The sequence below is a fragment of the Brenneria roseae subsp. roseae genome (genome assembly GCF_003115845.1).
Lineage (GTDB): Bacteria > Pseudomonadota > Gammaproteobacteria > Enterobacterales > Enterobacteriaceae > Brenneria > Brenneria roseae.
Genome location: NZ_KZ819034.1, coordinates 50,932 through 63,455, shown reverse-complemented (window position 1 = coordinate 63,455; position 12,524 = coordinate 50,932). Strand labels below are relative to the sequence as shown.

General features: G+C 47.5%; 14 protein-coding genes. 8 read left to right on the top strand and 6 right to left on the bottom strand.

Annotated elements, in window-relative coordinates; genetic code table 11:
* The first annotated feature begins 213 nt into the window (after window positions 1-213).
* Together DDT52_RS20980 and tnpA are read left to right on the top strand one after the other, a co-directional pair.
* Window positions 214-438 carry a hypothetical protein gene (locus DDT52_RS20980; protein WP_168709794.1) on the top strand — a complete coding sequence of 75 codons (225 nt, stop codon included), beginning with the start codon at window positions 214-216 and terminating at the stop codon, window positions 436-438.
* On the top strand, window positions 395-781 hold the full coding sequence (tnpA, locus tag DDT52_RS16425) for an IS200/IS605 family transposase (RefSeq protein ID WP_136157308.1): 387 nt from the start codon (window positions 395-397) through the stop codon (window positions 779-781). The genes DDT52_RS20980 and tnpA overlap by 44 nt, the downstream gene beginning before the upstream one ends.
* Window positions 782-872: 91 nt before the next feature.
* Here tnpA and DDT52_RS16420 read toward each other — a convergent pair whose 3' ends face one another.
* On the bottom strand, window positions 873-1,196 hold the full coding sequence (locus DDT52_RS16420; RefSeq protein ID WP_136157307.1) for a hypothetical protein: 324 nt from the start codon (window positions 1,194-1,196) through the stop codon (window positions 873-875).
* A gap of 8 nt (window positions 1,197-1,204) precedes the next feature.
* Window positions 1,205-2,476 carry a tyrosine-type recombinase/integrase gene (locus tag DDT52_RS16415; RefSeq protein ID WP_136157306.1) on the bottom strand — a complete coding sequence of 424 codons (1,272 nt, stop codon included), beginning with the start codon at window positions 2,474-2,476 and terminating at the stop codon, window positions 1,205-1,207.
* 438 nt (window positions 2,477-2,914) lie between these two features.
* On the opposite strand from DDT52_RS16415, the gene DDT52_RS16410 reads away from it, so the two are divergent.
* From DDT52_RS16410 to DDT52_RS16395, 4 genes are all read left to right on the top strand, one after another.
* Entirely contained in the window at window positions 2,915-3,208 is a 294-nt protein-coding gene (locus tag DDT52_RS16410) for a type II toxin-antitoxin system TacA family antitoxin (RefSeq protein ID WP_136157305.1), read from the top strand.
* Window positions 3,205-3,693, top strand: a complete 489-nt coding sequence (locus DDT52_RS16405; RefSeq protein WP_136157304.1) for a GNAT family N-acetyltransferase — start codon at window positions 3,205-3,207, stop codon at window positions 3,691-3,693. Before DDT52_RS16410 ends, DDT52_RS16405 begins: the two co-directional genes overlap by 4 nt.
* Before the next feature lie 262 nt (window positions 3,694-3,955).
* Window positions 3,956-4,621: a hypothetical protein gene (locus DDT52_RS16400; protein ID WP_136157303.1), complete on the top strand. Its 666-nt coding sequence runs from the start codon at window positions 3,956-3,958 to the stop codon at window positions 4,619-4,621.
* Between the two features lie 58 nt (window positions 4,622-4,679).
* Window positions 4,680-5,450 (top strand): hypothetical protein, encoded by a 771-nt coding sequence (locus DDT52_RS16395; RefSeq protein ID WP_136157302.1) that lies wholly within the window; start codon window positions 4,680-4,682, stop codon window positions 5,448-5,450.
* Between the two features lie 328 nt (window positions 5,451-5,778).
* Here DDT52_RS16395 and DDT52_RS16390 read toward each other — a convergent pair whose 3' ends face one another.
* The gene (locus DDT52_RS16390; RefSeq protein ID WP_210732730.1) at window positions 5,779-6,246 is read right to left on the bottom strand and encodes a hypothetical protein; all 468 of its coding nucleotides are present in this window, start codon (window positions 6,244-6,246) and stop codon (window positions 5,779-5,781) included.
* A gap of 486 nt (window positions 6,247-6,732) precedes the next feature.
* Between DDT52_RS16390 and DDT52_RS16385 the strand changes: the two genes are divergently transcribed.
* Together DDT52_RS16385 and DDT52_RS16380 are read left to right on the top strand one after the other, a co-directional pair.
* Window positions 6,733-7,677 (top strand): ArdC family protein, encoded by a 945-nt coding sequence (locus DDT52_RS16385; protein WP_136157301.1) that lies wholly within the window; start codon window positions 6,733-6,735, stop codon window positions 7,675-7,677.
* A gap of 199 nt (window positions 7,678-7,876) precedes the next feature.
* Window positions 7,877-9,417 (top strand): IS3 family transposase gene (locus DDT52_RS16380; RefSeq protein WP_425591560.1). Its coding sequence is split into 2 segments (ribosomal slippage): window positions 7,877-8,336 and window positions 8,336-9,417, totalling 1,542 coding nucleotides; the frame shifts between segments, so codons are not numbered across the junction.
* On the opposite strand, the gene DDT52_RS16375 is transcribed toward DDT52_RS16380, so the two are convergent.
* The 3 genes from DDT52_RS16375 to DDT52_RS16365 form a co-directional block, all read right to left on the bottom strand.
* The gene (locus DDT52_RS16375) at window positions 9,405-9,533 is read right to left on the bottom strand and encodes a type II toxin-antitoxin system CcdA family antitoxin (protein WP_247595567.1); all 129 of its coding nucleotides are present in this window, start codon (window positions 9,531-9,533) and stop codon (window positions 9,405-9,407) included. The two genes, DDT52_RS16380 and DDT52_RS16375, sit on opposite strands and share 13 nt — an antisense overlap.
* Window positions 9,534-9,648: 115 nt before the next feature.
* Window positions 9,649-10,395, bottom strand: a complete 747-nt coding sequence (gene mobC, locus DDT52_RS16370) for a MobC family replication-relaxation protein (protein ID WP_136157300.1) — start codon at window positions 10,393-10,395, stop codon at window positions 9,649-9,651.
* An 8-nt stretch (window positions 10,396-10,403) separates the two neighbouring features.
* The gene (locus DDT52_RS16365) at window positions 10,404-12,278 is read right to left on the bottom strand and encodes a type IV secretory system conjugative DNA transfer family protein (RefSeq protein ID WP_136157299.1); all 1,875 of its coding nucleotides are present in this window, start codon (window positions 12,276-12,278) and stop codon (window positions 10,404-10,406) included.
* Window positions 12,279-12,524: the final 246 nt, after the last annotated feature.

Here is a 12,524-nt window from a genome sequence, read left to right as displayed (position 1 = left end):
AAATTCATCTGCCATTTCATTCAGAAGGCAGAAGATGATTCATCCCGCGTTGTTCATATGGGGCTGTAACTTCCGGCAGTGCAGAAAATGAAACCTGGTCAAAGTACACGCCCGGTGGGCAGTTGCAGATGCATATCTCTAACCCCGACGCTTTCAATCAGTTTGAGCAGGGCAAGGAATACTATATCGATATCCATCCGGCAGACTGATGTTATGGCATTACAGCAGACATTCACTGCCTGCTATGATTTGTGCACAGAAAACCCCCAGCTAGGCTGGGGGTTCCGTAAAGCTTTCAGCTATAAGCCGGTTATAAAAACCCCTTTTGATTTGTTAAAACACCTTGCGGTCTGGCAACTGCAAAAGTTAAACAAGAAGTCGAAAGGGGATCCCAATGAGGGACGAAAAGAGCTTAGCGCATACCCGATGGAACTGTAAATATCATATAGTTTTTGCACCGAAGTACCGAATGCAGGTGTTCTATGGAGAAAAACGTAGGGCGATAGGCAGCATATTAAGAAAGTTATGTGAATGGAAGAATGTGAACATTCTGGAGGCGGAGTGTTGCGTGGATCACATCCATATGCTTCTGGAGATCCCCCCAAAAATAAGTGTGTCGAGTTTTATGGGATACCTGAAGGGAAAAAGTAGCCTGATGCTTTATGAGCAGTTTGGTGAACTGAAATTTAAATACAGAAACAGGGAGTTTTGGTGCAGGGGGTATTACGTAGATACGGTGGGTAAAAATACAGCCTATATCCAGGTAATGCCAGTCAGTTAAGCAACTGACTGGCTCTTTTTATGCGCTTTTCCGGAGCCTGTAAATTAAATTAGAAGAGGCTGAAGCCTCTTCTAATTTTTAGTATTCACAGTTATATATCTACACGTTTAAAACAAAAAGAACAGTGTTTGATCATTTTCATTCCTGTAAGTTCTTTAGCTTTTGTATATGCAGATTCCTCTGATAAAGAACATATTTTTTGATACTGACCTGTTGTAAATCCAGTTTTTTCTTTATCTGACACTAAAGGGTTAATCGAGAAACAATTCACACGGTGGATGCATGTGCTATTTATGTCAGATTTCCTTTCCGTACCTTTGACTGTCTCTAACAGGTTAACAACGTATCCTTCAGGATTATCATTTAACCACTCTTTATACGCATCTTCATTGTTATTGAAAATCACAGTATCCATAAATCCTCCTATAAATTTTTTGCGAACTCAAAAGGCATAATGTGCATTTGTTTGTTTGCGTCCAGATAATCAGCCCACCATTGAAGCATTAGCCTACGTTGCGTAATATGCTTTGCTTTGTGAGTATAAGCCGCTCGAACGTTATTTTGCTCTTTGTGGCTCATTTGTCTTTCTATAGCGTCTTCAGCCCATATACCTGATTCAACCAAACTACTACAAGCCATAGTGCGGAAACCATGTCCGCAAATTTGAGTTTGAGTGTTATAGCCCATAAGTCGCAATGCCTTATTAACCGTATTTTCGCTCATGGGTTTGCGATAATCATGACAACCGATGAATATCAATCCCTCACCATTGCTAATATCATAGCTAATCTCTTTTAGCTCTTTTAATATTTCAATAGCCTGAAGGCTTAACGGCACATAATGAGGTATTCGCATTTTAGATCCTCGCTCAGAAAATCTAACATTGTCGATCTCGTCCCTTTCCGGTGGAATAACCCATAACGCATTTTTAAAGTCGATTTCCGACCATCTGGCAAATCGTAGTTCACTTGACCGGATGAATACAAGCATAGTGAGCTTTAAAGCCAATACCGTTAATCTACGGCCATTATAGGCATCAATACGTGCAAGTAGATCGGGTATCTGCTCAAGTTCAAGTGCTGGGTAATGCGTTCTTTTAGGTGTGATTAATGTGCCGCCAAGTTCATTGGCTGGATTATGGGTAATCATATCTTCTTGGACAGCATAACGCATGATAGCTGTAATACGTTGTTTCAGGCGTGAAGCCGTTTCGTGCTGGCCTTTGCCCTCAATTTTACGAAGAGGAAGCAGAAGATCGCGCGTAGTCAACTTGGTGATATCTTTTGAGCCTATAGTAGGGAAAAGATGATTAATGAGGCTGTTTAAAATCCGTTCGCTGTGCTGAGGTATCCAGCGCTCACTAACTGACATTTTTTTGTGCCAGTCCCGCGCTACAGTTTCAAACGTAAAATCTCCGCGCTCCTCAGCTTTTACAGCCTTTTTTTGCTGCAACGGGTCAACACCATTAGCTAACAGAGATTTCATTTCTAAGAGGCTTGTACGAGCTTCTGCGAGTGATACGGTAGGGTAAGTGCCAATTGAGAAGACTTTTTGCTTACCATCATAGCGATAAGCAGCTTGCCAGTATTTAGAGCCGTTGGGATGAACGAGAAGATACAGGCCTTTACCGTCTGATAGCTTGATCTGCTTGTCGGAAGGCTTGGCGTTTTTTACAGCAATATCAGTTAAGCGCATAGCAAGCCTCCTGTGCAAATGTTGGTAAAAATCCCATCGAACTGAGATTACCAACATTTTTACCAACAAATAGGAGGCGCTGCCAGTAGATTTTAACGGATAGCAGTAGACAACCGGAAGGGGATAACTTGTTGACTTTATAAAGCAAAACGGACGCCAAAGGGCGTCCGTTTCTGAATGATTGGTGCCCGGACTCGGGGTCATTCAGTTTTCTATTAAGTTGAATTCCATCATAAATTTTATTCCCGCGGGTTGTCAAGACCCGCAGATTGACCCGCTTTATAGTATGTAGATCAAAGGGTGGGGGGCGCTGCACTTGTCGTCGTGTCCGGTTAGTTTCTTTGGTTCGATTCCCCATGCTATCTGTAAATCGTAATGACATTAGCGTTACATGTGCTGGATAATTGATATCCAGAGGACAAGTCGGGGGATTTCATTATGCCAGTGACAAACAACGTTTCTGACAAGTGTGAGACGTTGAATTTACACATCAAGCCTGCCGAGCGCGATCTTATCGATCGTGCGGCGAAGGCTAAAGGGAAAAACCGCACTGACTTTGTGCTGGAGGCCGCGCACGCCGCCGCAGAGGAAGCGTTGATCGAGCAGCACATCATTATGGCGGACCCGGACGCCTATCAGGAATTTCTTGTCCGTCTGGATCAAGCTCCCGCACCCAACGCCGCGCTGCGTAAAACCATGCAAACGCCCGCTCCGTGGGAACAGAAAAAGTGATCTTAGCCCCTGAGCCCCTTCACGCCGGGCATATTCTCTCCTTTTTTTGTTGCGGCGTGGATTCAATGGACAACTGGCTAAAACAGCGGGCGATGAAAAATCAGCTAACCGGCGCATCCCGAACGTTCGTCTGCTGCGACGACTCGAAGGTGATGGCGTATTACTCATTGGCTTCTAGTGCAGTGATGACAACTGCCGCGCCTGGACGCTTACGCCGCAATATGCCTGATCTGATCCCGATCGCGGTGTTGGGCCGTTTGGTGGTAGATACATCATTGCACGGTCAGGGCGTCGGACGGGCGCTGGTGCGAGATGCCGGGCTGCGGGTGATTCAGGTGGCGGAGATTATCGGTATTCGTGGGATGTTGGTTCACGCGCTGTCTGCTGAGGCACGGGAATTTTACCTGCGGGTGAGGTTTGAGCCTTCGCCGATTGATTCGATGATGCTGATGGTGACGTTGGGGGACTTAGTAGAGAGTGTTTGATTTCTCCCGCATAAAGCGATTTGTTCTTCGTATAGCGGGCCTTCTACATGGCTGGCTTGCCTCTTTTGTAAAGGAAAGGAAGGTCAGACAACCCCAGTTTAGCCTAGTCCTGTTTACTGGGAGGCACTTAATTGGGGTATAGTTAAAAGTCACACACAAAAATTCAATTTAATGCATAAAAAATAAATAATACGCTAACATTGATTTTATGTGCGCAATATGGATATAGTGTGCTTTATTATTTGTTATCGAGGAAAGCTCCATGGCCTTTAGAGCGGACGATGCCATAGAAAATGGCTATGAAATGGCGGTGAAGCAATTGACACCGTATGAGGCTACTTCAAAACAAAGATCCCATATTAGAACGACGTTAGCTAAAATTTCTCAGGAGTGCGGTCCCTTTGTTGACGGTTATCCGGCATGGCATCCATTTATGTTAGAAACAGACCCCAAAAATTATGCCCCCATGGTCCCAATGCAGGATGGAATTTTCAGAAATTTGGATCATTCTGTATATCTTGCAAATGGAATTTTAACCTGTCCCTATCCCCATGGTGTTGATCAGTTGATTAAATCAATTAACTCTTTGCGACATCCTTGTGCAGATTTCACCATTAATAAAATTGATGGAATAGTTTTACACGCTGAGGGGGCCGTACCTCTCCTGATAAAATGTAAATGGGTCAACAAGTTTTGTGAGGACGGCACTGTGCCAAGCCGAACTGCTTTAGGGCTTTTGCTTGAACGAGAAATACCACACTGGAAAGATACTGAGTTTTCTCCATCATGGGAAAATATGAAGGGACAGATATTGGGCTACCCTCACGGAGCACGATCATCGCTGTTTGTAAATCAGCAAACAGGTCAAATATTAAAAATGGTCTGGAATCAGCTAGTAAAGGCTGAACTGTGGGGTAAGGAACATTAATAAAATAACCCTGAATCGCTTTAATATAAGTATTAATCCCTATTTAAGGGTATAAATAATGAGTCAGGAATCCACGAATGGACACGTCCAAAAATGGACAACCTTTTATTTAGCCTCAATGGATAGAGACTATATCTTGGAAAGATATACTTTTTACGTCACACAGGCTAGAGAACTAATATTTCCTCATTTCGCTGACATAGAAGGCGCAGCACACCGCCACAGCGATAAATGGTATGAAGAAGCCGGACTGCACTTTAATCCAGATGTTGATGATGTCGGAGCAATTGCAGAACAAGCCTACCATGAAGGCATTAACTACGGCCTGATGCTGGATGATATGCAGGCCGATGTTTATCTGGCGATACTTTCTGGCCTTTATCACCGCTGGGATAAAGATTTGCGTGCATGGGTTGTAAAGGAGCTGCAACACTGGATTGACCGCGAACGTATTGAGCACAAAATCTGGGAAATCAATTTGCCGACACTGATCGAGCTACTTGAATCTCTGGGGATCACCATTACCTCCCAGCCGTTCTACCCTTTGCTTGTCACATATGGAAATATTGTCAATGTCTATAAGCACGGTAGTGGCAAATCGTTTATGGCGCTCAGAAACACCCATCCAGAGTACTTCCGGCGTAACCTGCAGGATGCTGCTGACTGGAAGTATACAAATCATGATGATCTGGTTGTCAGCGAAGACCAGCTCAATGCTTTAGTCGACACGCTTTATGCGTTTTGGCACTGCATTCCCGTTTACACGAGTTCAGATGACGCGCGTGAGGAAATACCCAGGTGGTTTATTAAAATTATTGAAGCCGATTAGTTACGACCTTAGTCCAAAGACAGTATGAACGACGACCTATTAACAGAAATCCTCGCGCCGGAAAGGTTTGAGATACGGTCGGTAAAAGTTAGCCTTTAATCTGCATTCAACCTTTAGTTGAATATCTGCGCCATACGGGCTACAATTACCTTACTGCAAGAGCATTCTCAGGGGGCATCAACCAGAAAGTGGCCTTCTGTGCCGGGCAGTCAGGTGGCTGGTCACCTGCCGGGTAGTTACGACAAGAGTCGGTTTCTGAACCCTAAGTGCTAAGGAAATGCTGCGACTACCAACAAACTTATAAGGGCGCTTTTTTAGCGCCCGTTTTTTATTCTATCTTGCCAACTAAAACACCATGTGCCGTTCGGCGTGTATATGCTGTTACAACGACGTATATCCAGCCTGAATCAGTTTCAGGTGCTTCTTTCGGTTCAAGAATCACTATTCCTATAGATGACTTTAAGACTGTTGGCCTGTGTCGTCCACTTATGCTACTGAATTCACAGTATATAGGCACCCCAGGTCTAACAATATCACGCACAAACAGCGCGACATCATCTACAGTCATATACCCTAATTTGACTAGCTCGCTTTCATGCTCCGCCCAGATATGTCGAACACCGAAACCTTTGTTAGGACCTGTATGCCTGCCCACACGCAAGAAAATGTTGCCAGCAGGAATATAATCACCTTTTGACTTAATCTCGGGAACCCGGCCATAACAAGCATGTCCATCAGGGTGAGAGACTGAGCTATTAGGTGAGCCGACCACACCATAATTGTTATGAGCAGGCACTGAACGATCCTTATCGGCAATGGGACCAACGCATATTACCAGCTCACCAGGCGGTAAGATAATATCGTTTGCGCTGTCTGAGCGTATAGGGGGCAAAGACTGACCGGAGAGCCTCATTGGCAGTGGTACTAAAAACCGGAGGGGCTACACCCCACAGTGTTGGCCCGGAGGGGGGGGCGAAAGCGTTCGGATCAGATTAGTGAAGCAGGTGAAAATTTATCTTTTGTAACCAACTGCCACTTCCAGCCCAACCCTGTTTCACCGCTGCGGAGCAAGGGGTGCTACGTTCTGGTATGCAGCGACAGATTTTATCTCCCGCGTGCTTTCCGTTCCCGTATTCGCTTCCGGTTAATCGTTTCCCAACACAACCCGTCCCGCAAGGGTGAAGTGCACGCATGCTGCGCCCTTGCGGGCCAGAACGATGCCGGGAAAGCGAACCGTCAGGCGATACGAAGACGAAAATCACACCACTGACGGAGAAAAATCATGACTATTTCCCTGCATACTCAGACTAGCGCCCCTAACACCGCAGCGGCGACCAGCGTATCCCCGCTGGACCTGTCAGGCTCCTCAAAAACGAAATTTTCCAAAACCACAACCGATATTTATCAGACCGTCACCGACCACATCATTACCGCACTGGAAGCCGGAGTTAAGCCCTGGGTGTGTCCGTGGCAGCGCGTGCCGGGCATGTCCGGGTTGCCTTCCAACTACGCTACTGGCACAGCTTACAGCGGGATGAATATCATGTTGCTGTGGTGCAGTGCATCAGAACAGGGATTCAGTGATCCCCGCTGGATGACATACAAACAGGCCAGGGCAGAAGGTGCACAGGTTCGTAAGGGCGAGCACGGCACGACCGCCATTTTCTACACCACATTGGAGAAGGAAAACGACGAAGGCGGGATCGAACATATCCCGATGCTGAAAATGTTCACGGTGTTTAATGTTGAACAGATTGACGGCTTGCCCCTGGCGACTGAGTTGGGTAATTCAGCAGAGATGTTCGATGCGCTGCCACAGGCTGAAAACCTGTTTCGGAGCAGTGGCGCAAACATCATCGAGAAAGGGCAAAACGCCTTTTTCATGCCCTCAACCGATGAAATCTGGCTGCCAGAGCGCCGCCTTTTTTCTGATGCTGCTAATTTTTATGCCACTGGCTTGCATGAACTGGTTCATTGGAGCGGTGCAAAAAATCGTCTGAACCGTGAAATGAAAGGGAAGTTTGGCAGTGAGGAATATGCTTTTGAGGAGTTGATCGCCGAACTGGGAAACGCGTTCCTGATGGCGGATCTGGGGATCGTCGGGGAGGTTCAGCACCAGAGCTATATCGCTTCCTGGCTAAAAGCATTGAAAAACGATAAACGCTATATTTTCAAAGCCGCCAGCGTGGCATCAAAAGCACATCGTTATCTGATGGAGAAGGTTTGAACGGAAATAGAGGAAGCCGCAAAGGAATGCGGCTTTAATCATACATTCACATTTCGGATTATCGGTGCTTACTGTATTTTCTGGTGACGGGAGATATACCGCTCTTTTGCGTATTTCGCTGATTGCGATCACTGATTTCCCCCTAGTGTCAGGGTAGTTGTCGCCTCAATTTTTCATCAGGGGGCATGAGATATTTAATATGGCCAGACCACGTATTGCCGATGAACTCAGAGAACGAGCCATCATGCATTTACTACCGCCTTATAATTGGACGCTTCGTCAGGTAGCTGATGATATTGGTGCCGGTGTTGCCACCGTTCAACAATGGCGAAAGCAGCTTGAAATGGAAGGACTTATTACACCGAAAGAGGACTCGACTGAAACCCGATCTCCGGAGCATATCTTCACCATCTTGCTGGAAACCGCCGCCCTGTCAGAATATGAACTTGGCATATACTGTCGCGAAAATGGGCTTTACACAGAACAAATCAGTATGTGGAAACAAAACTGTCTCGCTGCCAACCAGCCGCAACACCGACAACTGGCCGATGTTCAGAAAGCGGCTCGATCCGAAAAAAACCGCATCCGGCAGCTTGAAAAAGAGCTCAGACGCAAAGATAAAGCGTTGGCCGAGGCCGCTGCGCTTCTGGTGCTGCGGGGAAAGTTGACAGCCCTCTGGGACGACGGCGAGGACGAATGACCTCATACCCAGAGCGGCTGCAATATATTGCACTGATAGATGAAGCTATCAGCAACGGTGCCCGCCAACACCGGGCCTGTGAAACCGCAGGAATATCGGTCCGCACGTTGCAGCGATGGCAGCACAATGGCGTTATTCACGAAGACAAGCGACCCGGGGCAATACGTTCAGCCCCGGCTAATCAGCTCTCGCAGTCAGAACGACAACGCATCCTACAGGTGTGTTCAGACCCGGACTATGCCGATAAGCCGCCGTGCCAGATAGTGCCAGCTCTCGCAGATAGGGGGATCTATATAGCGTCAGAATCTAGTTTTTATCGGGTACTGAAAGCTGAAGGATTAGGCCATCATCGTGGCCGGGCGAAAGCCCACGGCACATACGTAAAACCGAAGAGCTACACGGCAACGGCACCCAACCGGCTTTGGTCATGGGATATAAGCCACTTGCCGTCAGCAGTGGTGGGACACCGCTTTTACCTGTACATGATAATGGATGTGTTCAGTCGTAAAGTGGTGGGCGCAGAGGTGTATGAAAAAGAATCAGGCCAATACGCCGCGATGTTGTTGCAACGAGCGGTGTGGGTTGAAAAATGCCGTGGCGATCAACTCGTGTTGCATGCGGATAACGGTGGCCCGATGAAAAGCTTTACGATGCAGGCAAAGCTATATGACCTGGGTGTGATGCCGTCGCACAGTAGACCACGCGTCAGCAATGATAATCCTTACTCAGAATCGCTGTTCCGTACGCTAAAATATTGCCCACAATGGCCACAAGGCGGCTTCAGTAGCCTGGACAGTGCGCGCAAATGGGTTCATGAGTTCGTGGCTTGGTACAACAAACAACATCGTCACAGTGGGCTTCGATACGTGACGCCGGATGAAAAGCATCAGCAGCGAGATGTCGAGATCCTGGCACGGCGCAAAGTACTGTATGAGGAAGCCCGGAGACAAAATCCGACACGCTGGTCCAGGGAAACAAGGAACTGGGACCCTGTGGTATCAGTGTCACTGAACCCGGAAAAAGAGCGTCAGGTGGCGTAAAAAAAACGACAACTACCTTGAAAATTGCCGTTCACCAGACCAGAAATATTGACGCCGGCAGCATTCAGAACCTGATAATTGTCTTTGTCCACGGTAACGCTGACTCTGTGTTTCATGGTCGTGCTCCTCTTTTGTGCATACTGTGAGTATATACCTTAAGTAATTACTCATCAATCAACCACGCGGCAGGCTTACCGTATGGGTAAACCTGCCAGCACAAAAAGCACTGGCTTAAGCGTAGTGATGCAGCTCCAGTTGGTGCAGTTCGTCGAGGGTATAGACACGAAAAACATGACGGTGACGGGCTTCCAGCGGGATATGCTGATGGTTAACGATAACGTGTTTTATGCTGTCGAACAGCAGTTCAATGGCGCGTTTTTTCTGCTGGTCGGGCACGAGATAAAAAACGTAAATCCAGTATTTATTGGTGCGCGCCAGCAGGTGGCTGGCAATGATCGATTGGTAACGGGCTTTGGTTTTTAGACGGCGCTCAGTCTCAATGGCGATGACGGTTCCGCCGGGGAGGGTGATCAGCCCGTCCGGACGGTGACTGACCTGATAGCGGTTGAGGAAGGTCGTATGATCACCGTTTATCCATCCGGTAGCGCCTTTTTTCTCAAGGATGATCCGGGCCACCTGATTATCAAAGTGATGCTCCAGCGTCCAGCCGGTAACTTTTGATGGCTCAAACCGCGCCGGGAAAATGGCATCATCGGGAGTTAAAACGACGGCCAGCCCATCACTGGTTATTCCCCACAATGAAACTTTCATCGTCCGTGATCCCAACACATGCTTTTGTATTAGCCCCATTCCCTCGACTTTTGACAGCAGTGTGTATAACGACTTGTGATCCCTGAAGCCGAAAAGCAGCATCAGCGTTTTAAAATCGCTGTAGGTTTCTTCTTTCAGGAAATTCAGCAGTCTCTTTATTTTCTCGCTATTGCGTGCGGTGCGCTCGCTATGCGTGGCGATAAGCATTTAGGCTCCTAAAAATCGAGAAGGGACAGTTTTTCTTCTTCGTCAGGCGTAGGCTTTGTGGCTTTATTGTCTTCATCCGTGAAGAAAAGATCGGGCCGGGTTGCCATGATATTCGGCGTTGATGTTGTGGGTACGGGTGTTTTTTCTTCCTCACTGAAATCCAGCGAGACTTTTACCGATGCCGCCGAAGCGGAAATTTCAGGAGAAACAGTAAATATTTTAAGCTCGCGTTTTTTCACCTTGATCGGTGAAATTAATGATGCTGATGGGAGTCGTTTGGTCGTAAAGATGAAACTGACAAAATCGGGCAGGTTTAGGATCATATTGCTGTCAATAAAGAAACGCTCCGCCTGTCTGATTGTGCGTTCATTGTCGATGGTCTCTGTCAGCACCGTATCGGTTTTCGCTTTACGGACTTCATCATCCACTAATATGGTGCCTGACATCCTCGCCACCCATTCGGCGGTATCGGGGTCCATGACACGATAAACCAGTTTGAATTTGGCATTCTCAACGACTGCGCCGACAACGGCGTCACCTTTTAAATCCGCCGGGCAGTCTTTCAAATCGGCGACAGACTGATGCGCCATGATGATATGCACGCCTTTATCCCGCGCAGCCCCCAGTCCTTCCAGCGCCGGTTTGGATAAATGGTATTTCAGTTCATCAAGGAAAATCGCAATGGGCCGGGGCGCTTCTTTTACCCGGTCCCGTCTTTCCGCTAACTGATACAGGCGAACCAGCAGCATTCGTTGTGCGGTAATAATCTTGCTGTTTCGCATGGAGCCGATGACATAACAGCAGCCGCCTTCACCAAATATTTGGTTAAGTGAGAATCCTTTCGGCGCATTGATGGCATTTAATAATGCCAGTTCTTCAATTTTGCCAAAAAAGGCTTTGATATTTTCCGCAATACCCTGAACATAATTACCGTTATAAATATCACGGATGGTTGAGTCTGGATGGTGACTGATGAATTGCGCCGCCATGCGAGCCGCTTTTCTATCGTCAATGCGGTAAAAGTCAGATTCCTGGCCTTTCTCGGCAAGGCTGAACCCGGCGACAAAAAGTTCTTCCAGTTCATCAGACGTAATATTTTCAATCAGGTTTAACTGGTATGCAGGTTTTCGCAAGTCAATTAAGGCAAAGGGTTTGCCTGCATCCTCACAGGCTTTCCGGTAAAGATGCGGCGCCCATTCATCATCTTTGGGGTCCATGACAAAAACTCCTTCACCGGCCAGGATACTTTGATAAAGTAATATCCCGGTAGCCACCCCCTTACCGGCACCGGTAGTGCCGATAATATCCGCATGTTGTTTTTGCCAGTCTTTTAACGGGAGGTACATCGGCAGTTTATCCCGGTCCATCCCGATAAAAATACCTTTGCTCAAGTCGATGTAATCCAGTGGATCATAATGCAACGTTTCCGGCAGTAACGATTTCACCGTGCGCACATCGGTGCGTAATTCCCGCTCAAGCGTTGACTTTTTGACGAGCCGTTTCTTTATTTTGTCCAATTCTGGCGTTAATACCCTACGCAGCAGAATATGGAAAATAAAACCCGCTACGGTAAAAGCAATCAGCACCGACCATGCCATAACGCGAATGCTGGCGACTATCCGGCCTTGATAAAGCCACTGAAAAATCCCGATAACAACCGGGGCCATCGTACCGAAAAGAAAACACAGCATGGCAAAAGCAATAATCAGCTTTTGCCAGAACGGGGCTTTTTGCCGCTCATCGCTTTTCATCGACGCGAAAAACGGTATCGTCAGCCCCGATAATAATGCCAGCATCAGCTGATGCTGCTGCGTAAAAGCAATCAATGCCAGCATGCCATTCACTATCGGCGACGGTGAAACGGCAAGCTTATTCAAAATCATGATGCCTCCTTCGTCTGCAACTCGCCCCACGGCATCGCCCCATCAATTCGCCCCACGGTGTTGGGCGAAAAGGCGGGGCGAAAGCATGGGGCTCATGAAGTGGTCGCGTTGCGACCATGCGCCGGGAGGTTATACTTCCCGGCCCGAACGGCATGCGCCAGTTCAAGCGGGCTGGACGCCCTTATGAACTTGTGCATGGGGGTAATGTCGTGGCTGGACGCCGCGCCAAAACCCCCAACGTCAACA

Excerpts from the sequence above, each read along its gene's own strand:
- DDT52_RS20980 (WP_168709794.1), top strand. The coding sequence starts at position 214 with ATGGCATTACAGCAGACATTCACTGCCTGCTATGATTTGTGCACAGAA.
- tnpA (WP_136157308.1), top strand. The coding sequence starts at position 395 with ATGAGGGACGAAAAGAGCTTAGCGCATACCCGATGGAACTGTAAATAT.
- DDT52_RS16420 (WP_136157307.1), bottom strand. The coding sequence starts at position 1,196 with ATGGATACTGTGATTTTCAATAACAATGAAGATGCGTATAAAGAGTGG.
- DDT52_RS16415 (WP_136157306.1), bottom strand. The coding sequence starts at position 2,476 with ATGCGCTTAACTGATATTGCTGTAAAAAACGCCAAGCCTTCCGACAAG.
- DDT52_RS16410 (WP_136157305.1), top strand. The coding sequence starts at position 2,915 with ATGCCAGTGACAAACAACGTTTCTGACAAGTGTGAGACGTTGAATTTA.
- DDT52_RS16400 (WP_136157303.1), top strand. The coding sequence starts at position 3,956 with ATGGCCTTTAGAGCGGACGATGCCATAGAAAATGGCTATGAAATGGCG.
- DDT52_RS16395 (WP_136157302.1), top strand. The coding sequence starts at position 4,680 with ATGAGTCAGGAATCCACGAATGGACACGTCCAAAAATGGACAACCTTT.
- DDT52_RS16385 (WP_136157301.1), top strand. The coding sequence starts at position 6,733 with ATGACTATTTCCCTGCATACTCAGACTAGCGCCCCTAACACCGCAGCG.
- DDT52_RS16375 (WP_247595567.1), bottom strand. The coding sequence starts at position 9,533 with ATGAAACACAGAGTCAGCGTTACCGTGGACAAAGACAATTATCAGGTT.
- mobC (WP_136157300.1), bottom strand. The coding sequence starts at position 10,395 with ATGCTTATCGCCACGCATAGCGAGCGCACCGCACGCAATAGCGAGAAA.
- DDT52_RS16365 (WP_136157299.1), bottom strand. The coding sequence starts at position 12,278 with ATGATTTTGAATAAGCTTGCCGTTTCACCGTCGCCGATAGTGAATGGC.